Annotated in this window: 17 protein-coding genes; 12 read left to right on the forward strand and 5 right to left on the reverse strand. The window is 73.1% G+C overall.

Annotated elements, in window-relative coordinates; translation table 11 throughout:
• Positions 1 to 97: 97 nt before the first annotated feature.
• Positions 98 to 1,492 carry a hypothetical protein gene (locus KIS93_RS39825; RefSeq protein ID WP_080042807.1) on the forward strand — a complete coding sequence of 465 codons (1,395 nt, stop codon included), beginning with the start codon at positions 98 to 100 and terminating at the stop codon, positions 1,490 to 1,492.
• Positions 1,489 to 2,664 (forward strand): ARPP-2 domain-containing protein, encoded by a 1,176-nt coding sequence (locus KIS93_RS39830; protein WP_080042806.1) that lies wholly within the window; start codon positions 1,489 to 1,491, stop codon positions 2,662 to 2,664. Before KIS93_RS39825 ends, KIS93_RS39830 begins: the two co-directional genes overlap by 4 nt.
• Here KIS93_RS39830 and KIS93_RS39835 read toward each other — a convergent pair.
• The gene (locus KIS93_RS39835; protein ID WP_080042805.1) at positions 2,609 to 3,019 is read right to left on the reverse strand and encodes a hypothetical protein; all 411 of its coding nucleotides are present in this window, start codon (positions 3,017 to 3,019) and stop codon (positions 2,609 to 2,611) included. The genes KIS93_RS39830 and KIS93_RS39835 overlap by 56 nt on opposite strands.
• 100 nt (positions 3,020 to 3,119) lie before the next feature.
• Here KIS93_RS39835 and KIS93_RS39840 point away from each other — a divergent pair, with 100 nt between their 5' ends.
• Together KIS93_RS39840 and KIS93_RS39845 are read left to right on the forward strand one after the other, a co-directional pair.
• On the forward strand, positions 3,120 to 4,082 hold the full coding sequence (locus KIS93_RS39840) for a GlxA family transcriptional regulator (protein ID WP_080042804.1): 963 nt from the start codon (positions 3,120 to 3,122) through the stop codon (positions 4,080 to 4,082).
• Between the two features lie 49 nt (positions 4,083 to 4,131).
• Entirely contained in the window at positions 4,132 to 6,222 is a 2,091-nt protein-coding gene (locus KIS93_RS39845; protein WP_186404663.1) for a serine/threonine-protein kinase, read from the forward strand.
• On the opposite strand, the gene KIS93_RS39850 is transcribed toward KIS93_RS39845, so the two are convergent.
• On the reverse strand, positions 6,200 to 6,514 hold the full coding sequence (locus KIS93_RS39850; protein WP_155128529.1) for a hypothetical protein: 315 nt from the start codon (positions 6,512 to 6,514) through the stop codon (positions 6,200 to 6,202). The two genes, KIS93_RS39845 and KIS93_RS39850, sit on opposite strands and share 23 nt — an antisense overlap.
• 6 nt (positions 6,515 to 6,520) lie before the next feature.
• Here KIS93_RS39850 and KIS93_RS67760 point away from each other — a divergent pair, with 6 nt between their 5' ends.
• The 3 genes from KIS93_RS67760 to KIS93_RS39875 all read left to right on the forward strand — a co-directional run bounded on the left by KIS93_RS67760 (position 6,521) and on the right by KIS93_RS39875 (position 10,941).
• Positions 6,521 to 9,751, forward strand: a complete 3,231-nt coding sequence (locus KIS93_RS67760) for an AfsR/SARP family transcriptional regulator (protein WP_268966895.1) — start codon at positions 6,521 to 6,523, stop codon at positions 9,749 to 9,751.
• Between the two features lie 73 nt (positions 9,752 to 9,824).
• Positions 9,825 to 10,415: a hypothetical protein gene (locus KIS93_RS39870; RefSeq protein ID WP_080042802.1), complete on the forward strand. Its 591-nt coding sequence runs from the start codon at positions 9,825 to 9,827 to the stop codon at positions 10,413 to 10,415.
• On the forward strand, positions 10,399 to 10,941 hold the full coding sequence (locus KIS93_RS39875) for an OmpA family protein (protein ID WP_080042801.1): 543 nt from the start codon (positions 10,399 to 10,401) through the stop codon (positions 10,939 to 10,941). The genes KIS93_RS39870 and KIS93_RS39875 overlap by 17 nt, the downstream gene beginning before the upstream one ends.
• Before the next feature lie 152 nt (positions 10,942 to 11,093).
• Here the strand turns inward: KIS93_RS39875 and KIS93_RS39880 are convergent, their stop codons facing one another.
• On the reverse strand, positions 11,094 to 12,188 hold the full coding sequence (locus KIS93_RS39880) for a S1C family serine protease (RefSeq protein ID WP_080042800.1): 1,095 nt from the start codon (positions 12,186 to 12,188) through the stop codon (positions 11,094 to 11,096).
• A gap of 18 nt (positions 12,189 to 12,206) precedes the next feature.
• Entirely contained in the window at positions 12,207 to 13,637 is a 1,431-nt protein-coding gene (locus KIS93_RS39885) for an AMP-binding protein (RefSeq protein WP_080042799.1), read from the reverse strand.
• 806 nt (positions 13,638 to 14,443) lie between these two features.
• Between KIS93_RS39885 and KIS93_RS39890 the strand changes: the two genes are divergently transcribed.
• From KIS93_RS39890 to KIS93_RS39900, 3 genes are all read left to right on the forward strand, one after another.
• Positions 14,444 to 15,307, forward strand: coding sequence for a hypothetical protein (locus KIS93_RS39890; protein WP_155128527.1), 864 nt, complete (start codon positions 14,444 to 14,446; stop codon positions 15,305 to 15,307).
• 108 nt (positions 15,308 to 15,415) lie between these two features.
• Complete coding sequence (locus KIS93_RS39895; protein ID WP_080042797.1) at positions 15,416 to 17,593, forward strand: acyl-CoA dehydrogenase family protein; 2,178 nt, start codon at positions 15,416 to 15,418, stop codon at positions 17,591 to 17,593.
• 288 nt (positions 17,594 to 17,881) lie between these two features.
• Positions 17,882 to 18,025: a hypothetical protein gene (locus tag KIS93_RS39900; protein ID WP_155128524.1), complete on the forward strand. Its 144-nt coding sequence runs from the start codon at positions 17,882 to 17,884 to the stop codon at positions 18,023 to 18,025.
• A 158-nt stretch (positions 18,026 to 18,183) separates the two neighbouring features.
• On the opposite strand, the gene KIS93_RS39905 is transcribed toward KIS93_RS39900, so the two are convergent.
• Entirely contained in the window at positions 18,184 to 20,046 is a 1,863-nt protein-coding gene (locus tag KIS93_RS39905; protein WP_155128521.1) for a hypothetical protein, read from the reverse strand.
• Positions 20,047 to 20,133: 87 nt separating this feature from the next.
• Between KIS93_RS39905 and KIS93_RS39910 the strand changes: the two genes are divergently transcribed.
• Both KIS93_RS39910 and KIS93_RS67765 read left to right on the forward strand, forming a co-directional pair.
• The gene (locus KIS93_RS39910; protein WP_155128518.1) at positions 20,134 to 21,675 is read left to right on the forward strand and encodes an MmpA family trehalose lipid delivery protein; all 1,542 of its coding nucleotides are present in this window, start codon (positions 20,134 to 20,136) and stop codon (positions 21,673 to 21,675) included.
• A gap of 110 nt (positions 21,676 to 21,785) precedes the next feature.
• Positions 21,786 to 21,920: a hypothetical protein gene (locus tag KIS93_RS67765; RefSeq protein ID WP_268966894.1), complete on the forward strand. Its 135-nt coding sequence runs from the start codon at positions 21,786 to 21,788 to the stop codon at positions 21,918 to 21,920.

Consider the following 21,920-nt stretch of genomic DNA (forward strand, 5'->3'; position numbering starts at 1 on the left):
GCGGGACTCCGGTACGACTTCCGGAAACCGCCTCTGAAAGCGATACTTCGCAGCTCGTGCCCCCATTCCCCGGCCAGTCCACGACCTGGGGGAGCCGATGGAGACGTACGCCGACCTGATCGAGTGCGAGGACGTGCTGCTCTTCGCCAACGCGGCGATCACCTCGACCGGGCAGCGCGAGTTCCACAGCGCGGCCGGCGAGCAGCGGCTGTCCCTCGCCTTCCTGCACGACTACATCCACGGCAACTATCCGGACCTGTACGCCGCCACGCTGGCGCTCGACATCAACGACCACAACGCCGCCCTGATCATCGCCAACCTCCTCAAGCGCGGGGCCGGCCTCCCCGGCGCCGGCGACGCGCGGCTGATCGCGTGGCGGCTGGCGCGGATGAGCCCGCCGCGCGTCTACCGGCTGTTCCAGGAGCTGCGGCGGGCGGGCGTCAACAACCGGCGCACCCGCGCGATCATCCGTGACTGGCTCGCCGCCCGGCCCGACCTGGCCTTCGACGCCGTGAAGTACCGCTCGGCGCTGAAGTCGGCGGTGCGGCACGCGCACCTGCGGCCCGAGGGCGAGCTGGGCGACTTCCTGTTCGCGCCGTTCCGCCGCGCCCGCTACGAGGCGCCCCTGCTGGAAGCGTGGCGGCGGGCGCACTACGACAAGAACGCCCTGTACGAGCTGCCGTACACGGTCGCCGAGGGCTTCGCCGCCCGCCACGGCATCAGCCGCGCCGTCTTCCTGGAGCGCGTCGCGCCCCGGCTGACGAAGCTGGAGCGGCTGCGGCTGACCGGGGCGGCCGAGCGCGACGGCGTACGGACCGAGGCGGACCTGGCCGCGATGCCGCTGGTCAGGCTGGCCTCCTACGTGCTGTCGCTGGCCCCCGACGTGCGCGCGCGGCGGCGCGCGGAGCTGGTCGCGGCGCTGCGCGCGGCGGCGGCGCGGGCGGCGGGGGCGCGGGCCGGCACGTGGGGCGACGTGGCCGCGGTGCTGGACGACAGCTTCTCCTCCTTCGGCTCGCCCGTGAAGCGCCGCCGGCCGCTCGCCGTCGCGCTGGCCTGCCACTACCTGTTGCGGGCGCTGGCCGGCTCCTACCGCGGGCTGTGGCTGTCGGGCCGCTCCGACCCGCTCCAGGCGCGCCCCACCGGGCCCACGCCGCTGGGACGGCGGATCATCGACGCCCTCGAAGGGCGGCCGAGCCTGCTCGTCATCGTCTCCGACGGCTGGGACAACGCGCCCCCCGGCCTGGCCGGCGAGGTGCTGCGCGTCTGGCGGCGCAAGCTCGACCCGGCGGGCGAGGTCGGCATCGTGCACCTGAACCCCGTCTACGACGCCGAGCAGATCGAGGTGCGGCGGCTGGCCACGGTGGTGCCGACGGCCGGCATCCGCGACGCCGAGGACCTGCCGGCGCTGGTGGAGCTGGCCCGCTTCGCCGAGGGGCGGACGGGGCTCGCGGAGCTGCGGGCGTACCTGGAGGATCGGGCGGCACGACGATGACCGGCGAGCTGATCGACTTCGGCGGGCTGGAGACGCGGCCCGCGCAGACGTGGGGCGCGCTGCGGCTCGTCCCGCTCGTGCGCCGCGACCCCATCGAGGACCTGCGGCTGCACGCCAAGGTGTACGGCGACGAGGCGAGCCTGGTGCTGCTGCCGGACCGCACGCTCTACACCGCGTACGTCCCGCACGCCTTCGTCGCGTCCTGGACCGGCGACGGCACCCCGGCGGCGGCGTACGGCACGCAGCTCGGGCAGCCGCTGCGGCACGTGCCCGTCAGGGTGCGGCGCAGGATGGCCCGCCGGGTGGAGCCGGGCCGGCTGCGGTTCCTGCCGCTTCACCTGGCCCTGGAGGGCTTCCTCGCGCTGCACTTCGGCGGCCCCGAGATCGCGTGGCAGGAGTGGTCGCGCCAGGCGGTCGCGCACGGGCTGTCGCCGCGCGCCGAGGACGCCTACACCGGCGCGGAGGTGCGCGGGCTCGACGACGCGCTCAAGGTGTTCGAGATCTACCCGGGGCAGTGCGGGCTGCTGCTGTACGCGGGCGACACGCTGGCCAGCGCGTTCGTGGTGCCGCATCCGGAGGACTACCGGGCGCTGCACCCGACCCTTATCCGCGACCTGTACGGGGAGCTGATCTACGAGTACGCCCTCTACCACCCCGCCAGGGACTTCCCCGCGGTGATCGACGAGAGTGCCGTCACCTCGCCGGCCGACCTGCGCGCCGAGGCGGAGCGGCACGAGCGGGAGTGGGCGGGCTTCCACGACTCGGTGATGGCGGCCGGGCTCCTGCGCGCCCCCGCCCGGGTGGAGCAGGTCTACCGGATGGGACGGTTCACGCTGAGCCGGTTCCTGCCGTCGTTCGAGAGGAAGAGCGAGAACCACCTCGGCGAGACGATCACCGACGGCGAGGGGCGGCTGGCGTACCTGAAGACGTTCAGGCTGTCGGAGGCGCAGAGCCGGCGCGGCCACCTGCTGAGCGCGCTGGCCGCGCACGGCTGGAGCCTGCCCGCCACCGCCGCCACGCTCCGGATCGGCGTGCCCATGCTGGCGGCGCGCCTGGAGCGGGCGGGGTTCGGGCAGCTGCTGCGCCAGGACGTCATGGACGCCTTCCGCAAGCAGCTCAATGAGCGCACCCGGCGTACTCGTCGAGGCGGCGCAGCATCGCCACCAGCATGAGCGGGAACATCACCACGTGCGAGACCAGCATCAGCCCGTCGGCGTCCATGACCCCCGTCCACAGCAGGGGGAAGAGCGGCACGGCGGGCGCGAACATGATCGCGCACATCTCCAGCGTCGGCGCCCAGCCGTGGCCGCGCACGCGCATCCACGCGGCCATGCCGATCGACATGTTCAGCGCCATCGACAGGTACCACAGCTCCGGCTGCTCGGCGTGGGAGACGCCGAGGCCGACGGCCGACTGCAGCATGCCGAGCGCGAACATCCCGGCGAACATCGCGATGATCATTTCGAGGTAGTGGAGCGCGAACCGGCCCCAGCGGCGGCCCGTCCTGGGCGTTGTCGTCGTTGTCATGTCCCCGACTGTCTCCGGTACGGCCGCCGGCGGCCAAGACCGGCGACCGAGAAGGTCCGGAAACTTGGGATCCGCGTCCTTCGCACCTAAAGTCGTGGCCATGGATCGACGACGGGTGGTGGTCGTGGCCTACGACGCGGCCGAGCTGCTCGAGATCGCGAGCATCACCTCCACGCTGGAGAGCGCCAACTGGCACGGCGCGGCACCCTACTACGAGTACCGGGTCGCCACCCCCGGAGGCCACCCCGTCACCACCGCCACCGCGCTGACCCTCGACGCCCAGCTCACCCTCGAACGCGTCACCGGCCCCCTCGACACGCTCGTCGTCGCCGGCGGGATCGGCGCCGAGAACGCCGCGGCCAGCCCCCTGATCGTCGGCCACGTCCGGCGGCTGGCCAGGGAGAGCCGGCGGGTCGCCTCCGTCTGCACCGGCGCGTTCGTCCTCGCCGCCGCCGGCCTGCTCGACGGGCGCCGCGCCACCACGCACTGGGGCTTCGCGCAGACGATGGCCGACCGCTACCCCGACGTCGTCGTCGACCCCGACCCGATCTTCATCAGGGACGGCAACGTCGCCACCTCCGCCGGCATCACCGCCGCCCTCGACCTCATCCTCGCCTTCGTCGCCGAGGACAACGGCGACGAGCTCGCCAGGACCGTCGCCCGCAACCTCGTCACCTACCTGCAGCGGCCCGGCGACCAGGCGCAGATGAGCATGTTCGTCGAAGCGCCGTCGCCCGCCAACAGCCTCGTCAAACGCACCATCGACTACATCTCGGCCCACCTGCGCGACGACCTCAGCACCGCCGCCCTGGCCGTCGAGGCGGGCGTCAGCGAGCGGCACCTGACCAGGCTGTTCCTCAAACACCTCGGCCAGACGCCCGGCCGCTACGTCCGCCAGGTCCGCACCGAGGCCGCCGCCCACCTGCTCGCCTCCACCTCCCTGCCCATGGCGGCGGTGGCGGTGCGGTGCGGGTTCGGGACGGCGGAGACGTTGCGGCAGGCGTTCATCGACCGGTACGGTGTCCCGCCCTCCCACTACCGGCTCACCCAGGCCGCCGGCTGACCCTCCTGGCATGGTCCGGTTCGTCCGGACTCTGGCTAATGTGTCTGCGATGGACGGCGACCGGGTCATTGGCGGCTACACGCTGCGACGCCTGCTGGGGCGCGGCGGCATGGGCGAGGTGTACCTCGCCGCCACCCCCACCGGCGGCCTGGCCGCCGTCAAGCTCATCCACCCCGCCCTCGCCGGCGACCCCGCCTTCCGGCGCCGCTTCGAACGCGAAGTGGCGGCCGCGCGACGGGTCGCCAGGTTCTGCACCGCGCCCGTCCTCGACGCCGGGATCGACGACGGCGTCGCCTACCTCGTCACCGAATACGTCAAAGGGCCCGACCTCGCCCGGGCCGTCCGCGAGCAGGGGCCGCTGTCGGGCGGCAACCTCGAAGCGCTGGCCGTCGGCGTCGCCACCGCACTGAGCGCCATCCACGGCGCCGGCGTCATCCACCGCGACCTCAAACCCGGCAATGTGCTGCTCTCCCCCCTGGGGCCGCGCGTCATCGACTTCGGCATCGCCCGGCTCGTCGGCCACGACGCCCTCTCCAGCCAGACCATCCTGGGGACACCCGCGTTCATGGCGCCCGAACAGGCGCGCGGCGAGCCTTTGACACCCGCCGCCGACGTGTTCTCGTGGGGCGGGGTGATCGCGTTCGCGGGCACGGGGCAGCCGCCGTTCGGCAGCGAATCCTCGGAGGCGGCGCTGTGGCGGATCGCCCACGAACCGCCGCGCCTCTCCGGGTTGGACGACGGCATCAGGGGCATCGTCGAGCGGGCGCTGGCCAAGGATCCCCTCGCTCGGCCCACCGCTTCCGAGCTGCTGGCCGAACTGGTGGGCGGCACGCGCCTGGCCACGGCCACGGAAGTGGTCGAACGCACGTGGACGGGCACCGTCACAGCCAACCTACGCACCCCCGCCGCCCCCGCCCCCACCTCCACCGCCCGCATCGCCCCCGCACCCGCCGCCACCCCGCCTGGCGCCGGGCCGGCGGTCACGCCGGTCACGCCGATCATGCCGATCGCGCCGGTTTCGGCTGCGTCGCCTGGCGCGGCGCCTTCGGCGGCGCCGACTGCGTCGTCCGGTAGCGCGCCGCCAGCGTCGTCCGGCGTCGCGCCGGGGGTCGCGCCGCTTGCGTCGCCCGGCATGGCGCCCGGGGTCGCGCCGGACAGCCCAGCGGGTGAGGTTGCGCCGCTTGCGTCGCTCAGCGCGGCGGGTGAGGTCGCGTCGCCCGTGTCGTCCGGTGGCATGCCGCTTGTCTCGTCGCCTGCGTCGCCCGGCATGGCGCCTGGGGTCGTGCCATCCGCGTCGTCCGGTGGTGCGGCTGGGGACGTGCCACTCGTGTCGTCCGGTGTTGCGCCCGCCACCTCGCCCGCACCGGCCGGTGCCGGGCGTGTCGGCACGCCGGCCGCCCCACCCGCAGGTTCCGGCGCGCGGGTCGGGTGGGCGGAGGCTGGGCACGATCGGCCGGTCGGCGTAGCGGGCACGGCTCGTTCCGGCGGGCGGCGGTGGCGTAGGTGGGTGTGGGGAGCGGCCGGAAGTGGGGCGCTGGCTCTTGGGGTTCTCGCCGCCCTGATCCTGCCCGGCCGGCTGACCGCCCAGACGTGGCCGTACGAGGCCGGGTTCGCCGACGGATGGGCCGTCGGTGCGTCCGAGGGCGGTAGCGCCCGGGCGGACGGTGGCGCCTACGAGCTGGACGTGAAGCCGGGGTGGCGGCTGTGGAAGTCCGCGCCCGTGAAGGAGCCGGAGAGCGGCGTGGTCGTCAGCGCGAAGGGCACCCTGGAGGAGGGCGAGGGGGAGTACGGTGTGTGGTGCCACGGCTCGGCGAGCTCCGGGAACCGCTACGAGTTCGGAGTGAGCGGCGCGGGCAAGGTCTCGATCGTCAAGCGCCGCACGGGCACGGAGGGCAAGATCCTGTACGGGCCGGCGGACGCACCGAGGACGGCCGCCAACCGCATCGTCGCGGAATGCGGCCAGAGCGGGAGCAGAGTGACCCTGCGAATGTGGCTGAACGAGACCCTGGTCGCCGAGGTGTCCGACGCCGACGCCCCGTACGGGCCTGGTGAGGCGGGGGTGCACGCGGCGTCGAGCGCCACCCGCCAGGCCCGCGTCCGCTTCGAGTCCTTCGCCGTCAGACCGGCGACCGGCACGTGAGGCCGGCAAGCCGGTGAACACTCGGTCCGGCGACCCCGACCCGCCGCAGTCCAGCGTGCCAGGTCCGCCGCGGTTCGGCGTTCTCGGCCCGCTGCGCGTCGTCGGCGGCGGCGGTGGCAGTGGGGGAGCCCACGATGGCGGAGACGGTGGTGGCGCCAGCGTCGGTGGTGGTGCCCGCGATGGCGGCGGCAAGGATGGTGGTGCCCACGTCGGTGATGCCCACGACGGCGGCGGCCGTGACGGCGGCGGCCGTGACGGCGGCGGCGGTTGGGCTCCGGGGCCGGCCAAGCACAGGGCGTTGCTGGCGGCGTTGTTGCTGGCGGCGGGTGAGCGGGTGCCGGTGGAGCGGTTGTTGTCCGCCGTCTGGGATGACCGGCCGCCGGCCTCCGCCGAGTCCGTGCTCCGCGTGTACGTCAGTGCGCTGCGCAAGAGTGTCGGCGGTATCCGTACCGTGCCCGGGGGGTACCTCCTCGACGTCGAGCGGGACGACGTGGACTGCCACCGCTTCGAGCGGCTGGTCGCGGCGGCCAGGCAGGCGCGGGAGGCCGGGCGGGTGGCGGAGGCGGCCGACGGGCTCAGGGCGGCGCTGGGGCTGTGGCGGGGGCAGAGCGCGCTCGCGGACGTCGAGTCGTCGGTGCTGCGGCGGGCGTACGGGGTGCCGCTGGAGGAGTTGCGGCTCACCGCGCTGGAGGAGCGGGTGGAGCTCGACCTGCGGCTGGGCCGGGGCGCCGAGGTGGTGGGCGAGCTGCGGGCCCTCGTCGCGGCCCACCCGCTGCGGGAACGCGCCTGGGTCCGCCTCATCGAGGCCCTGCACCAGGCGGGGCGCAGGTCGGAGGCGTTGGACGCGTACCAGGACGTGCGGCGGACGCTGGTGGAGGAGCTCGGCCTGGAACCTGGGGCGGAGCTGGTGGCCGCACATCAGCGCGTATTGAACGACATCGGCTCGCTGGCCCGCGGCGCGCTGGATGTGGCGAGCGCGGGTGGTGCGGTGCCAGGCGCGATAAGTGGGGTGCCTTACCTGGCGGGTGCGGCGCTGGGCGTGCCGGGCGCGGTGCCGGGAATGGCGAATGCGGCGCTGGGCGTGCCGGGCGCGGTGCCGGGCGCGGCGAGCGCCGTGCCGGGCGTGATGGGTGTGGTGCCGGGCGCGGCGGGCGTGATCGATGGCCTCGCGGGTGGGGTTGGTGCCCTCGGGGCGGTGGGGTCGGTCAATGAGTTGCCGCCGGATATTTCCGACTTTGCGGGGCGGCGGGCGGTGCTCGGCTGGATCGCGCGCATGGCCGGCGAACGTGCCTCGGCCCCCGTTCACCTGGTGCTGCACGGCCCGCCCGGCTGCGGCAAGTCAGCCCTGGCCGTGCATGCCGCCACCACGCTGGGTCAGCAGGACGGCCTTCCGTACGACCGCCTGTATGCCGTGCTCGGGGCGCGTCCGCCCGGTGCTGTGCTGGAGGACCTGCTTCGGTCGCTCGGGTGCCCGGACGGTGCGGTGCCGGCTGCGTTGGACGAGCGGGTGCGGTTGTATCGGAGCGTCACGGCTCGCAGGCGGTTGCTCGTCGTGTTGGACGATGCTGCCGACGAGGCCCAGGTGCGGCCGTTGCTTCCCACGGGGCCCGGCAGTCTCACGCTGGTGACGAGCCGGTCGCCGCTGGCGGGGCTGGAGGCGGCGCGGGCGTACGAGCTGGGGCTGCTTGACGAGGACGAGGCGATGGCGCTGCTCGGCGGCGTGGCCGGGCACGATCGGGTAGGTGCGGAGCCCGAGGCCGCTGCCCGGATCGTCCGGCTGTGTGGGTATCTGCCCTTGGCGTTGCGTATCGCGGGCTCCCGGTTGGCCAGGAAGCGGGGCTGGACGCTCGGCCATCTGGCGGGGCGGCTGAGTGATGAGCGGCGGCGGCTCGACGAGCTGAGCGCGGGTGATCTCGCCGTCCGGGGCAGCCTCGCCCTGGGGTACCGGGGGCTGCCGGACCGGGAGCGGCGGATCCTGCGCCGGCTGGGCGCGCTGTCCGCGCCCGACTTCGCGCCCTGGGTGCTGGGTGCGGACCTGGAGCCGCTGGTGGAGGCGGGGCTGCTGCAGTCGCGCGGGCTGGACGAGGCCGGCCAGGAACGGTACGGATGGCACGACCTGACCCGGCTGTACGCCGCCGAACGCCTGGCCGAGGAGGACGGCGGCCCGGCCGGGGTGCTGGCGGCCATGGCGGGCGAGATCCTGGAGCGGACCCGCCAGGCTCGCGAGGCCCTCCTCCCGGCCGAGCCCGGCACCGGCCGCACCGAACTCCTCCCACCTGCGACAACGGCGCACGGCCACCCGTCTTGGAACCGCCCGCCGGGAGAGGACGGCCACCTGTCGTGGGGCGGTCCCCTGGCGGTGGACGCCGGCCCGTCGGGGTGGCGTTCGGCGGAGGGGGCAGGGGCTCAGCCCTTCTCCGGGCGTAGTGGGTGGTCGCGGCCCGATGGTGGGCTGGAGACGGGGTGGTTGCGGCAGGAGGCACGGTGGTTGAGTGCTGAGCGGCGGTTCCTAGTGGCAGCGGTCGAGGACTTCTACCGGGCCGGTCTGTACGAGGCCGCGTGGCGGCTGGCGTTCTACCTGACGCCGCTGTTCGAGCTCGGCGCCCACCACGACGACTGGCACGCGACGACCGCGACCGGGCTGGACGCGGCCAGGGCGGCGGGCCACCGGCACGGCGAGGCGCTGCTGTTGCGCGGCCTGGCCGACCTGCACCGGGCGGAGGGCCGCACGGACGCGGCGGCAGCGGCGCTGAGGGCGGCCCAGCCGCTGGTGGAGGGGCTGGAGCTGGCGCGGATCACGCTCAGGCTGGGCCTGGTCCAGGCCGTCGCGGGCGGGGCTCCGGTCCAAGGCGCCAACGAACGGGGCCAGGACTCAGGGGGACGGGGCCAGGCGGCCGGCCGGAGCCCGGGGCGGGCCGTGGGCGGGCGGCGGGCGTCGGAGGTGATGGAGGCGGAGCGGGCGTTCGTGCGGGCGTTGGGGGTGTTCGAGGAGGCGGGTGACCGGCGGGGGCGGGCCGACGCGCTCCGGGCGCTCGGCTCCCTGCGTGGGGACGAGGCGGCGTTGCAGGAGAGCCTGGACGGCTACCGGGAGCTGGGCGATCTGCGGGGTGCGGCGGAGGCGCTGCTCGACCTGGCGAGGCTGCATCTGGCGGCCCGGAGCCACGGTCAGGCCCGTGACTGTGCGCGGCGGCGGCTGGAGATCAATCGTCGCCTCGGTGACCGGTTGCCGGAGGCGGTGGCGTTGCTCGTACTGGCTGAGATCGAGGAGGCGGCGGGCGCGCCGGCAGCGGCGGCGCAGGCGGCGCGGGCGGCGCTGGAGACGTTCACCGCGTACGGGGAGCGGCGGGGTGCGGCGCGGGCGCGGCTGGCGCTGGCGAGGGCGGGGTTGGAGCTCGGCGAGCTGGATGAGGCGGTTGAGACCCTTGTGAGAGGTATGGAAGAGTTTGACCGCCTCGGTGATGAAGAGGTCAAGGCCGAGGCCGACAGGCTTGCCAGGGAGGCCGCCAGGCGGCGTGATCGGCGCATATAGCCGACTATGCGGATCCTGAAGGTCGCCTCCCTAGGGTGAGGGCCACAATCCCGACAACGAAAGTGACCACGTAATGCGTAAGACGTTCGCGCTGGCTGTGGCGGCGATCGCGCTGGCAGGTTGCGGTGTGCTGCCGGGTCAGCAGGGCGGAGGCGGTGAGGAGCGGCAGACGCGGGCCGCCGCCGAGGGGCAGGCCACGCCCGCTTCCACGGCCCCTCAGGAGCAGGCGAGCAGCGCGCCGCCGCAGCAGACGGAGGTGATCGCCAGCCGCGAGGCCAAGGTCGGCGGCGGCGACACGTACGGCAAGGCGCGCGTCGACGTCACCGGCCTCAAGCGGCAGGGCCGCACCCTCAGCCTCACCTGGACGGTCACGGCCCTCGACGGCGACGTCAACCTGCACAACGGCCTGGGCAGTGGCCCGCTCGACTTCACCGTCTCGTCCGTCTCGCTGATCGACCCGGTCAACGCCAAGCGGTACCGGGTGGCGCGCAACGGCACGGACCAGGGGGCCGCGTGCGTGTGCTCCGGCACGCAGGGCCAGTTCCTGAAGCCGGGGGAGGCGTCCACGCTGTACGCGGTGTTCGCGGCCCCGCCCGCGGACGTCACGAAGATCAACATCGAGATGCCGATGTTCGGCGTGATCACCGATGTTCCGATCTCTTAGCGTCGCCCTGGCCCTCGTCCTGTCCCCGACCCCCGCCCCCAGCCCGCCCGCGAACGCCACCGGCGCCGTCGAGGACCTCGTCCTGCCCGTCGAGGACATCGTGGGCGAGATCGAGTCCATGGACGGCGCCGAGAGCGAGAGCAAGGTGGGCCGGCAGGTCACGGTCGCGGTGACCAGCGACGTGCTGTTCGCCCTCGACAAGTGGCGGCTCACGGACAAGGCCCGGCAGCGGCTGGCCAAGGTGGCCCAGAAGGTACGGGACGAAGGGGCAGGCGGGGTCGTCAAGATCGAGGGGCACACCGACGACCAGGGCACCGACGCGTACAACCAGACCTTGTCGCAGCGGCGCGCGCAGGCCGTCGAGAGCGAGATGCGGCACCTGCTGTCGGCGGCCGGGGTGACGCTGGAGGCGCGCGGGTACGGCGAGAGCCGGCCCAAGGTGCCCAACATGGTCGGCGGCAAGCCCGTGGAGAAGAACCGCGCCAGGAACCGGCGCGTCGAGATCGTCTTCACGGCCAAGCAGTAGGGCCGCGCAGTAGAGGGCGGGCGGGCGGACAGTGACGGACGCCCGCCGCGGGTGCGGACGGGCGCGCGGACGGTGACGGACGCCCGCCGCGGGTGCGGACGGGCGCGCGTGGTGCACCACCGTCACCTGCCCGGGACGCGTGAGCAGGCGTGTCACTCGCCCGGGAGCTGCCCCAAAGTCACGTTGAGCGTCTCGGTGCGGCCGTTCGAGCGGATCACGCCCACCCTGGCGTGGTCGCCGGGCTTGAGGGTGGTGATGGTCTCGGCCAGGAGCGCCATCGTCGTCGTGTCCTTGCCGTTGATCGAGACGATCACGTCCCCGGCCCGGATGCCGGCCTTCTCGGCGCCGCTGCCCCGGTCGACGCTCGCCACCCCGACCCCGCTCGGCTGGCCGTCGGAGCCGATGACCGTGCTGCCGCGGATGCCGAGGGCGGCCCGGTGGCTGTTGGTGACCCGGCCGTCCTTGACGATCTGGCGGGCGATGTCGGTGGCCGTGTTGCTCGGGATGGCGAAGCCGATGCCGGGCGCGGCGCCGCCGCCCAGGTCGGGGTCGGTGGCGGCGAGCGTCGGGATGCCGATGACGTGGCCGGACAGGTCCACGAGCGCGCCGCCGCTGTTGCCCGGGTTGATGGCGGCCGAGGTCTGGATGGCGCCGGCGATGGTGGCGCCGGGCGAGTCGGGGTTCTGCGGCTCGGTCACCGTACGGCCGAGCGCGGAGACGATGCCGTTCGTGACGCTCCCGGACAGCCCCAGCGGGTTGCCCATGGCCAGCACGATCTGCCCCACCCGCAGCTTCGACGAGTCGCCGAACCGGGCCGGCTTGAGCCCGTCGGGCCGGTCCACCTTGATCACGGCCAGGTCCCCGCCGGCGAACGACTTGACCAGCCGGGCCGATCGCGGCGGGCCGCCGGTGGCGATCGTCACGTTCATCTGCGTGGCCTGTCCGACCACGTGCGCGTTCGTGACGATGTGCCCCTGCGTGTCGAACACGATGCCCGACCCGAGCCCCACCTTCGTGGTGATCTGCACGATGGACGGCAGGACGTCCGAGATGACCTTCTCGTACGCCGCCTCCAGCGCCTGCGGGGACGAGGTGGGCGAGGCCGCCGTCGTGCTCGGAGTCGAGGGCGGCGCCGTGGTGGTGGAGGGCGGCGCGGACGGGCTGACGGTGCCTGTGGTGGTGGGGGGAGGCCCGCAGCCGGCGACCAGTACGGCTGCGGCGGCCAGTCCTGCGGCGATCTCCCTCATGGGGAGACTCTTCCCAGCTCAGCCCGAAAGATACGCTTCCCGGACGTTCCTCCTGCTCAGCTTGCCTGTCGGCGTACGGGGGAGCGATTCGCGGTACTCGATCAGCCGGGGATGCTTGAGCCTGGCCAGCCGGGGCGCGCAGTGCCGCAGCAGCTCGGCCGTGAGCTCGTCGCCGCCCGACACCCCGGCCGCCGGCTGCACCAGCGCCACCACCTTCTGCCCCCACTCGGGGTCGGGCACGCCGATCACCGCGACGTCGGACACGGAGGGGTGCTCCAGCAGCGCCGCCTCGATCTCGGCCGGGTAGATGTTCACGCCGCCGGAGATGATCAGGTCGGTCCTGCGGTCGAGCAGGAACAGGTAGCCGTCCTCGTCGAGGTAGCCGATGTCGCCCGGGGTGTAGTCGTGCCCGCGCATGGCGGCCGCCGTCTTGTCCGGGTCGCCGTGGTACTCGAAGCGGTTGATCCCGCCGATGTAGACCAGGCCGGGGGAGCCGGGCGGCACCTCGTTGCCGTCCTCGTCCACGATCGTGAACGACATCCCGTCCAGCGCCCTGCCGACCGTGCCCGGCTTGGCCAGCCACTCCTCGGAGGAGACCATGGTGGCCACGGCCGCCTCGGTGGAGCCGTAGTACTCCCACAGCACCGGCCCGAGCCAGTCGATCATCGCCTGCTTGGTGGCCGGCGGGCACGGGGCCGCACCGTGGTAGAGATGGGTGAGGGACGACAGGTCGTACGACTCCTTGTCCGGCACCGCCAGCAGCCGGTGGAACATCGTCGGCACCATGAACGCGTTCGTCACCCGGTACCTCTGGATCAGCTCCAGCGCGGCGGCCGCCTCGAACCGCTCCGGCGCGACGATCGCGTGCCCGAACTGCAGCGCCATCATCGCCTGCCCGTACGGCGCCGAGTGGTAGAGCTGCGAGCACACCAGGTGCACCCCGCCCATCGGCAGCCCGAAGTGCCGCCAGCTCTTGCGCATCAGGATCGGGTACAGCTCCTCCGGCGTCAGGTCCAGCAGCCGCCGGCGCACGCCCTTGGGGCGTCCGGTGGTGCCGGAGGTGTAGAGCATCATCGAGCCGGCCCGCCGGTGCTCGGGCGCGGCGGCGGACTGGCCCGCGACGAGCTCGTCCACGGACAGGGCGCCCGGCCCGACGACCACTTTCGCGCCGCAGTCGCCGATGATGTAGTCGATCTCCTCGGTGGTGAAGTGCCAGTTGACGGGGACGAGGTAGGCGCCGATCTGGTACGTGGCCAGCATCATCGTCAGGGCGTCGGCCCCGTTCTTCAGCACCGTCACCACACAGTCGCCCGGAGCGACTCCGCGCGAGGTCAGGCCGTGGGAGGCGCGGTTGACGCGGTCCAGCAACCGGCCGTAGGTCATGCCCTCGTCGCCGAGGAGGGCGGGGCGTTCAGGGTCGTTGGCGGCGATCTCGTAGAAACCCCTCATGTCCGCAGACCTTACAGAATTAGATTCTGCTGGGGGAATAGAGGAATTGTCCCGCTCTGTAGTGACGTAATCTCAAGGCCATGGCGGACGACGGCGAGCGCAGGCGCACTTACGATTCACCCACCACCCCGTTCCGCAAGGTCGTCCTGCCCGCGGAGGAGACCATCCGGATCTCACGGCCGCCCGCGCCCGGGGCCTCCGGGCCTGCCTCTGGTACGGCCGAGGAGCAGTCACCTGCACCTGGGCAGCCGGCCGGTAAGTCCGGCGGGAAGGGCGCTGGCTCGTCCACAGGGAAGGCCGCCGACCAGCCCAAGGGGCAGGCCGCCGGGCAGGCTCCCGCGAAGACAGGAGCCAAGTCGCCCAGCCAGACGTCAGGCCAGGCTCCCGCGAAGACGCCTGCCAAGTCGCCCAGCCAGTCGCCTGGGCAGACTCCCGGCCAGTCGCAGGGGCAGGCGCCCGCACAGTCGCAGGGCAAGACTCCCGTGCAGTCGCCGGGCAAGAAGGTCGCCCCGGTGCCGAGCCAGCCGCCGAAGCGGCAGCCCCCGAGCGGGCCCTCCGCCGTGCCGCCGGCAGGCGCTCCGGGATCGGGACAGGGCAGCGGGCCGACGCAGGGCGCCGGTCGGCCCCAGAGCCCGGGCGCCTCACAGGGCGCGGCTCCAGTGCAGGGTACGAGCCCAGCGCAGGGCGCGGGCCCAGCGCAGGGTGCCGGCCAGGGGCCGGGGCAGGCGTCGGGTGCGGCGGGGCCTGGGCAAGGCGTGCCTCCGGGGCCGGGTGTGGGCTCGGGTCCCGGTAATGGGGCCGGGCCGATGCCGGTGCAAGGGGGTGCGTTGCGGGTCGGGCACCCGCCACAGCAGCAGCCGTACATGCAGCCGTTGCCGCCCGTGCCGCCGCTCCCGCCGGAGCCCAGGGGGCGCCGGCTCGGGGACATCCCGATCAGGGCGATCTACCTGGTCGGTGCGATCCTCGGCACGGTCCTGGCGGTGCTGCTCGTCTTCGTCGTGTTCCGCGGCGACGTGCCCGCCAACCAGCAGTCGGACGAGCAGATCATCCCGGTCGCGCCGGTGCCGTCCGTGTCGGTGACCCCGACGGCGTCGGCGAGCCCGACGCCGACCGAGACGCCGATCGTGCTGCCGCCGGTGCCGGAGTCGAAGAAGTTCGCCACGCTGTCCGGCACGGCGTCCCTCGTCACCGGCACGATCACCGACAAGAACAGCGGCATCTCCTACCCGAGGCTGGCCTCGCCGTGGAAGGCGAAGTCGTTCCCGCCGTTCTCGGTCGCGCAGCGCATCGGCAAGGTCGCCGTCCCGCACACGGTGATCGCCTCCGCCATGTACCCGGGTGACTCGCCGGAAAAGAAGCCCAGCACGAACGCCGACTACCGGGAGATCGCCACCCAGGCGGCCCGCTGGACGATCCGCACCCAGTACCCGGCGGGCGCCAAGCTCGACGAGTGGACCGCCTCTCAGAAGGTGCCGCTGGGGAAGGGGTGGACGCTCGGCTACAAGGTGACTTACACCTTCGACGGCAAGGAGCAGGAGGCCCAGGCCATGGTCACGGTCGTCGAAGTGGGCAAGACGAAGCCGGCGATGCTCATGGCCTCGATCCCCGAGACGAACAAGACCCGCTGGCGCGACCTGAACACGCTGGTGCAGCAGGTCCGTCCGCTGTAGCGGGCGCCCGTCGTGCCCTTTTCCCGCCGTACGGGTCGTGCGGTATGCCAGAAGCATCCTCTAGAATATGATTCTGGGCATGACTCGGACCTGGCTGGAGGATGAGCAATGGCGATCGGGTTGAGCGAGGAGCACGAGGCGCTCCGTGAGTCGGTGAGCGGCTGGGCGGAGCGGAACATCCCCTCGGAGCTGCTGCGCGCCGGCACGGAAGGACGCCCCGCGTTCTGGCCGGGCCTCGCCGAGCAGGGGCTGCTCGGGCTGCACGTGCCCGAGGAGTACGGCGGCTCCGGCTACGGGCTGCTGGAGGCGGCCGTGGCCATCGAGGCGCTGGCCGAGCGCATGGCGCCGGGGCCGTTCGTGCCGACCGTGCTGGCCAGCGCCGTGATCAACGCCTCCAAGCGCCCCGAGCACCTGGAGTCGTTCGTGGACGGCACGCTGACCGCCGCCGTCGCGCTGACCGGCTCACTGACCGGCACCCGCCGCGAGGACGGCTCACTGATCGTCTCCGGCACGGCCGAGCCCGTGCTCGGCGGCTCCCTGGCCGACTCGCTGGTGCTGCCCGTCACCACGGACGACGGCGAGGCGTGGGTGCTCATCGACGCCTCCTCCGCCACCGTCACCGAGATCAAGTCGCTCGACCTGACCAGGCCGGCCGCGAAGGTCGAGCTGACGGAGGTGGAGGTCCCCGCCGAGGGCATCCTCGACGGCGTCGAGACCGCCGACGTGCGCGACCTGGCCGCGATCCTGCTCGGCGCCGAAGCGGCCGGCCTGGCCTCGTGGTGCGTGACGGCCGCCGCCGAGTACGCCAAGGTACGCGTCCAGTTCGGCCGCCCGATCGGCCAGTTCCAGGGCATCAAGCACAAGCTGTCCCGGATGCTCGTCGCGCTGGAGCAGGCCCGCGCCACCGTCTGGGACGCCACCCGCGCCGAAGGGCAGGAGCTGCGCTTCGCCGCCGCCGTCGCCGGCGTCATGGCCCCCGACGCGGCCGTCCAGTGCGCCAAGGACGCCATCCAGACGTTCGGCGGCATCGGCTACACCTTCGAGCACGACGTCCACCTCTACTACCGCCGCGCGCTCACCCTGCGCGCCCTGCTCGGCCCGTCCGCCGAATGGGCCGCCACCGTGACCGAGCTGTCCCTCCAGGGCGTCTCCCGCGAGATGGAGATCGACCTGCCCGAGGGCGCCGAGGCGCTGCGCGAGTCGATCCGCGCCGAGATCGCCGAGATCGCCAAGCTGGAGGGCAAGGAGCAGAAGCGGGCCCTGGCCGACCAGGGGTTCGTCATGTCGCACCTGCCCAAGCCGTGGGGCCGCGACGCCAAGCCGCTGGAGCAGGTGCTCATCGCGCAGGAGCTCAAGGCCGCCAAGGTACGCCTGCCCGCCATGATCATCGGCGCCTGGGTGGTGCCGTCCATCGCCGCGTACGGCACGCCCGAGCAGCAGCAGCGCTTCCTGCCCAAGACGCTCAGCGGCGAGATGATCTGGTGCCAGCTCTTCTCCGAGCCCGGCGCCGGCTCCGACCTGGCCTCCCTCCAGATGAAGGCCGAGAAGGTCGAAGGCGGCTGGAAACTCAACGGCCAGAAGATCTGGACATCCGTCGCCCACGTCGCGGAATGGGGCATCTGCATCGCCCGCAACTCCAGCGAAGGCTCCAAGCACGAAGGCATCACGTACTTCCTCGTCGACATGAAGGCCCCCGGCGTCACCGTCAGGCCCCTCACCGAGATGACCGGCGAGAACCTGTTCAACGAGGTCTTCCTCGACGACGTCTTCGTGCCCGACGACCTCGTCGTCGGCGAGGTCGGCGAAGGCTGGAAGGTCGCCCGCAACACGCTGTCCAACGAACGCGTCTCCCTTTCGTCCGGCTCCGGCGGCACCGGCGCGTCCGTACCCGACCTGCTCGGGCTCGTCGGACGGCTCGGGCGCGAACTGACGCCCGCCGAGGCGCAGCGGGTGGCCGCAGTGGTGTGCGAAGGGCACTCCATCAACGCGCTGTCGCTGCGGGTCACGCTCAAGCAGCTCGCCGGGACCGAGCCCGGGGCCGACGCGTCCGTACGGAAGCTGCTGTCCACCTCGCACGCTCAGCACGTGTCCGAGACGGCGGTGGAGCTGCTCGGGGCCGCTGCCGTCGTCGCGGCGGACATGAAGCTCGGGGACGCCGGGTACTGGAACCGGGCCGTGCTCGCCACCCGGGCCATGACCATCTACGGTGGCACGACCGAGGTGCAGCTCAACATCATCGGCGAGCGCATGCTCGGGCTGCCTCGGGATCCGGAGCCGGGCAAGTAGGTTTCGTCCGGGCCGCCCCCACATCCTGCCCGCCCGCCCCTTCCCACCGCACTTCGGTGCTGTCCTTTAGGGGAAGGGGTGAGGGGGTACGGCCGCCGCAGGGGCCGGCCTGCGGCGACCTCGGCACGGGCAAGCCGACCGCCCCGCGGCGACCGGCGCGCGGGAGAGTCACCTGGTCTGCGGCGACCGCGGTGCGCGGGCAAGGCGGCTGGCGTGCGGAGATGGCGTGCGCGGGCGAGCCAGTTGGCCTGCGCAGATCGCTTGCGTGGGCGAGGCGGCCGGCCTGCGGTGATCGCGTGGGCGGGCAAGGCGGCCGGCGTGCGGCGGCCGCGTGGCGGGCAGGCCGAACCGGCCCGCTACGACCGCGTGTGCGGGCGCTGGCGGCTGGCCTGTGGCGGCCGCGTGCGCGGGCAAGGCGCCGCTCTGTGGTGACCGCGCGCGAGCAAGGCCGTGAGCCTGTGGCGTCTCACGCCGCAGCCGAATCTGGGGCGAGGGCCGTGCGCGTCGCGGGGCTGGCTGTGGCAAGCGCCCCTGCGCGTGGCTAATCGCCGTGGCGAGCGCAGCGCCAGCGCGGGGAGCCGAGCGGTGGGTCAGCTGTCCACCGGTTGTGGGGGGATGGCTGGGGCGGTGTCGTCAGGGGTGGGGTGGCCGATGCGGATTTCGCCGAGGCACGCCGGTGGGCCGTTGCCCTTGGTGCGGATGGACAGTTCTCCGCCCTCGCCGGCGATGCGGGCGAACGTCCGGCCGAGATCCTTGCCGGCGCGGACCTCCGTGACGCCGAGGCCGAGGCGGACCGACAGGGTGGTTGAGGCGGAGTTCAGGTAGGAGATCTGGGCGGTGTAGACGCCGCCGGGGAGGCGGCCGGGGAGGCGGAAGCGGACCTCGGACGGGCCGACCGGGACGCAGCCGCGGCGCTGCGGGAGGCGGAGGCCCTGGATGGCGACCGGCCGCAGGCGGCCCTGCGCGTCGAAGGTCAGCGGGTTCGGGACGGGGCCCGAGAGCTCGCGCAGCCAGGTCACCGGCCACGGGTGCGGGACGCCGAGCACCTTGGAGTGCAGGGCGTAGTCGTGGAAGAAGGCGGCGGCGGCGACCCCGGGCGGCACGTACGTGTCGAGCACGGCGGTGCCGCGCGGCACGCGGGTGAGCGCGAGCGTGGCCGTTCCGACGTAGTCGCGCACGGTGCGGCCGAGCGGGCGGTCGGCGTAGGCGGCCACCGACCAGACGGAGCCGGCCGTGACGGCGGCGGCCAGCGGCGCCCAGGCCCAGCGGAGCCGGGTGCGCGGGCGCAACCACGGCTGTGCCTCGCCGTCGAGGGGGATGAAGGCCAGCCCGAGCACGATGGCGACGACGGTGGCGGTGGCGGCGAGGTAGCGCAGCTCGTACCCGAGGATGCCGGGACCGAGCAGCTCGATGCGGCCGAGCAGGACCGGCACCACGTCGGCGAGCAGGAAGTAGCCGAGCAGGGTCAGCCAGGCCAGCCAGGCGCGGCGCCGCCACCGGACGGAGACGGCCACGACGGCGGCGGTGATCGCCAAGCCTGCCCAGATCAGCGCGTCCGGTGGGGCGGCCATGGCGTAGTCGTCGCCGATCGGCCGCCACTGCCAGGGGCCGCCCAGTGCGGACGGGATCAGGCCGCGCGAGCCGAGCATCCAGAAGAACTCGCCGGCCACGGCGGGGTCGGGCAGGCCGGGGGTCTGGGTCGCGTTGTTGATCTGGACGGAGTTGTAGAGGCCGGTGAAGAAGATCCAGGAGTAGGCGGCCAGCAGGGCCGTGTAGGGGAGCCAGGCCCGCCAGTATCGCCAGAGCCGTTTCCAGGCCGCCGTTGCCTCATGGGCGGAAGCCCGTGTCAGCCAGCCGGCGGTGAGCACGAGCATCAGGATCGGGATGAAGGCGGCCTTGACGAAGAACAGCAGGCCGAACAGCGTCCACGCGCACGCCGCGACCACGTGCCGGACGCGGCCGTCCCGCACGTACAGGAGGTGCGAGGAGAGAGCCATCGGCAGCGCGAGTTGCAGCGGCAGCGTCTCCAGCACGGCCGCCCACCACGACAGCGACGGGATCGTCATAGGCGTGAGCAGGTAGAACCCGAGCGGCACGAGGATCGCCGGCCGCGCCCCGAACAGCAGCCGCAGCAGCCGCAGCAGCGCCAGGCCGGCCCCGGCCTGGAGGGCGATCGTCATCGTGTGGGCCAGCACCTCGTTGTAGCCGCCGAGGCGGGCCATCGCCCAGGAGATGCCGAAGCCGCCGGGCAGCAGGTGGCCGACGTCGACCCACATGAGGTAGTCCCAGGTGAAGCCGCTCTCCTGGCCCCTGATGATGTAGTGGAAGTCGTCCTGGCGGAAGAACGTCCGTCTGACCAGCTCGTACTTCCAGACGAGCTGTACCGCCACCATCACGATCCCGGCGGCGAGCACGACGTCGCCGCCGCGTAATCGTGTCCCCTGTGCGGTCATGGCCCCCAGCCTCCCGTCCCGGCGAAGGGTAACCAGGCGGAGGTGATCAGTGGAATGGGCGTTTCTGGGTTGTGATGTCATTGCGGGATGCTGCACACCGCCCGAGCCGGGCTCGCCGCCGCCCTTCTCGGGCTGGTCCTGGGGTGCCTGGCGCTGGGGCCGGCGCTGGGGTGGGGGTTCACGCTGCTCCAGGACATGGTGTTCGTGCCGGACCCGGTGTTCTCGCGGTTCACGTTCGGGCTGGCGGGCGGGGCGGCGCGGGTGGTGCCGAGCGACGCCGTGGTGACCGCGCTGGCGCAGGTGGTGCCGGCCGAGCTGGTGCAGAAGGGGATCCTGCTGGGGATCTTCGTGCTGGGCTGCTCGGGGGCGGCGCTGCTGCTGCCGTCGCAGGCGCTGGGGCCGAGGCTGGTGGCGGGGGCGTTCTACGTGTGGAACCCGTACGTGGCCGAGCGGCTGCTGATCGGGCAGTGGGCGCTGCTGCTCGGGTACGCGGGGCTGCCGTGGGTGGTGCGGGCCGTGTGGGAGGGCCGGCGGGTGGCCGTGGCGGTGCTGCCGGCGGCGGTGGGCGGGTTCGCGGCGATGACGGTCACGGCGCTCACGGCGCTGCCCATGGCCCGGCGGACCGTGCTGGTGCGGGTGGTGGCGGTGCTGGCGGTGTTCAGCCTGCCGTGGCTGGTCCCGACGGCGTTGCGGCCGGAGGGGATCGACGGGGATCCGGTGGGGGTGGACGCCTTCGCGGCCAGGGCCGACACGCCGTTCGGGACGGTGGGGAGCCTGCTGTCGCTGGGCGGGATCTGGAACAGGTACGCGGTGCCGCCGGGCTACGAGAGCGTCGTCGGGGCGTCGGCCAGGCTGGCGCTCACCCTTGTCGGGGTCGTCTTCTTCCTGCGCTCGGAGGTCCCGTACAAGCGGCGGCTGGGCGTGGCGGCGGCGATCGGGCTGGGCGTGGCGTGTGTGGGGGTGAGCGAGCCGGGGCGGGCGGCGTTCCGTTGGGTCGTGGGGGAGGTGTGGGGCGGGTTCGCGGTGTTCAGGGACGCCCAGCAGTACGTGGCGCCGCTGGCGCTGGTGGCGGCGCTGGGGCTGGGGCTGCTCGCCGAGCGGGTGGCCCGGGACCGGGTGTGGGTGGGGGCGCTCGCCCTGGTGCCGGTGGCCGTGCTGCCGACCATGGCGTGGGGCTCGCTGGGGCGGCTCGGGGCGGTGTCGTACCCGGAGAGCTGGACGGCCGCGCGGGAGGTGATCGCGCGCGATCGGGACGCGGGTGACGTGCTGGTGCTGCCGTTCGAGTCGTACCGGCGGTTCCCGTGGAACGGCGGCCGGGCGGTGCTGGATCCGGCGCAGCGCTTCTTCGCCACGCCGGGCCGGCGGGTGGTCTCCAACGATGCCGTACGGGTCGGCGGCATGGTCGTCGAGAGCGAGGATCCACGGGTCCAGGGGCTAGAACAGGTACTAGAAGGCAGTTCACCCGACCTGCCGGGAGCGGGATTTCGCTACGTGATAGTCGACTCGGGGACAGTTGAAGAACGGCAGCGCTTCGGCATGTGGCTACGGAGTGCGAGGGTCCTGGTCGATACCGGTGACCTGCGGTTGTACCGTTTCGACGGCCCGGTGACGGCGGTTCCGCCGGAATAGGTGCGCTGATCAGCGTCTTTGTTAAGATTTCGTCTAGCTACTTCCGAGTAGCAAGAATTGGTTCTAGGTTTAGGGACGCCCGCACCACTGTCCGCTCGAGGAGGAACCCCGTGATCAAGATCCTCTTAGCAGCGATGATCGGCGTCGCCGTTGCGGCACTCGTGGCGACGGTCACCACCGTCTCCTTCACCGGCGCCACCGCAACGCCGGTCAACCAGCCGCTCTACAACTACGGCGACCGGTAA

Source organism: [Actinomadura] parvosata subsp. kistnae (assembly GCF_900323885.1).
In the GTDB taxonomy this organism is placed as follows: domain Bacteria; phylum Actinomycetota; class Actinomycetes; order Streptosporangiales; family Streptosporangiaceae; genus Nonomuraea; species Nonomuraea composti.

Bases quoted from the DNA above. Each gene is read 5' to 3' on its own strand.
- KIS93_RS39835 (WP_080042805.1), bottom strand. From the start codon at position 3,019: ATGACAACGACGACAACGCCCAGGACGGGCCGCCGCTGGGGCCGGTTC.
- KIS93_RS39830 (WP_080042806.1), top strand. From the start codon at position 1,489: ATGACCGGCGAGCTGATCGACTTCGGCGGGCTGGAGACGCGGCCCGCG.
- KIS93_RS39870 (WP_080042802.1), top strand. From the start codon at position 9,825: ATGCGTAAGACGTTCGCGCTGGCTGTGGCGGCGATCGCGCTGGCAGGT.
- KIS93_RS39840 (WP_080042804.1), top strand. From the start codon at position 3,120: ATGGATCGACGACGGGTGGTGGTCGTGGCCTACGACGCGGCCGAGCTG.
- KIS93_RS39875 (WP_080042801.1), top strand. From the start codon at position 10,399: ATGTTCCGATCTCTTAGCGTCGCCCTGGCCCTCGTCCTGTCCCCGACC.
- KIS93_RS39885 (WP_080042799.1), bottom strand. From the start codon at position 13,637: ATGAGGGGTTTCTACGAGATCGCCGCCAACGACCCTGAACGCCCCGCC.
- KIS93_RS39910 (WP_155128518.1), top strand. From the start codon at position 20,134: ATGCTGCACACCGCCCGAGCCGGGCTCGCCGCCGCCCTTCTCGGGCTG.
- KIS93_RS39845 (WP_186404663.1), top strand. From the start codon at position 4,132: ATGGACGGCGACCGGGTCATTGGCGGCTACACGCTGCGACGCCTGCTG.
- KIS93_RS39890 (WP_155128527.1), top strand. From the start codon at position 14,444: ATGCCGGTGCAAGGGGGTGCGTTGCGGGTCGGGCACCCGCCACAGCAG.
- KIS93_RS39880 (WP_080042800.1), bottom strand. From the start codon at position 12,188: ATGAGGGAGATCGCCGCAGGACTGGCCGCCGCAGCCGTACTGGTCGCC.
- KIS93_RS39905 (WP_155128521.1), bottom strand. From the start codon at position 20,046: ATGACCGCACAGGGGACACGATTACGCGGCGGCGACGTCGTGCTCGCC.
- KIS93_RS39895 (WP_080042797.1), top strand. From the start codon at position 15,416: ATGGCGATCGGGTTGAGCGAGGAGCACGAGGCGCTCCGTGAGTCGGTG.
- KIS93_RS39825 (WP_080042807.1), top strand. From the start codon at position 98: ATGGAGACGTACGCCGACCTGATCGAGTGCGAGGACGTGCTGCTCTTC.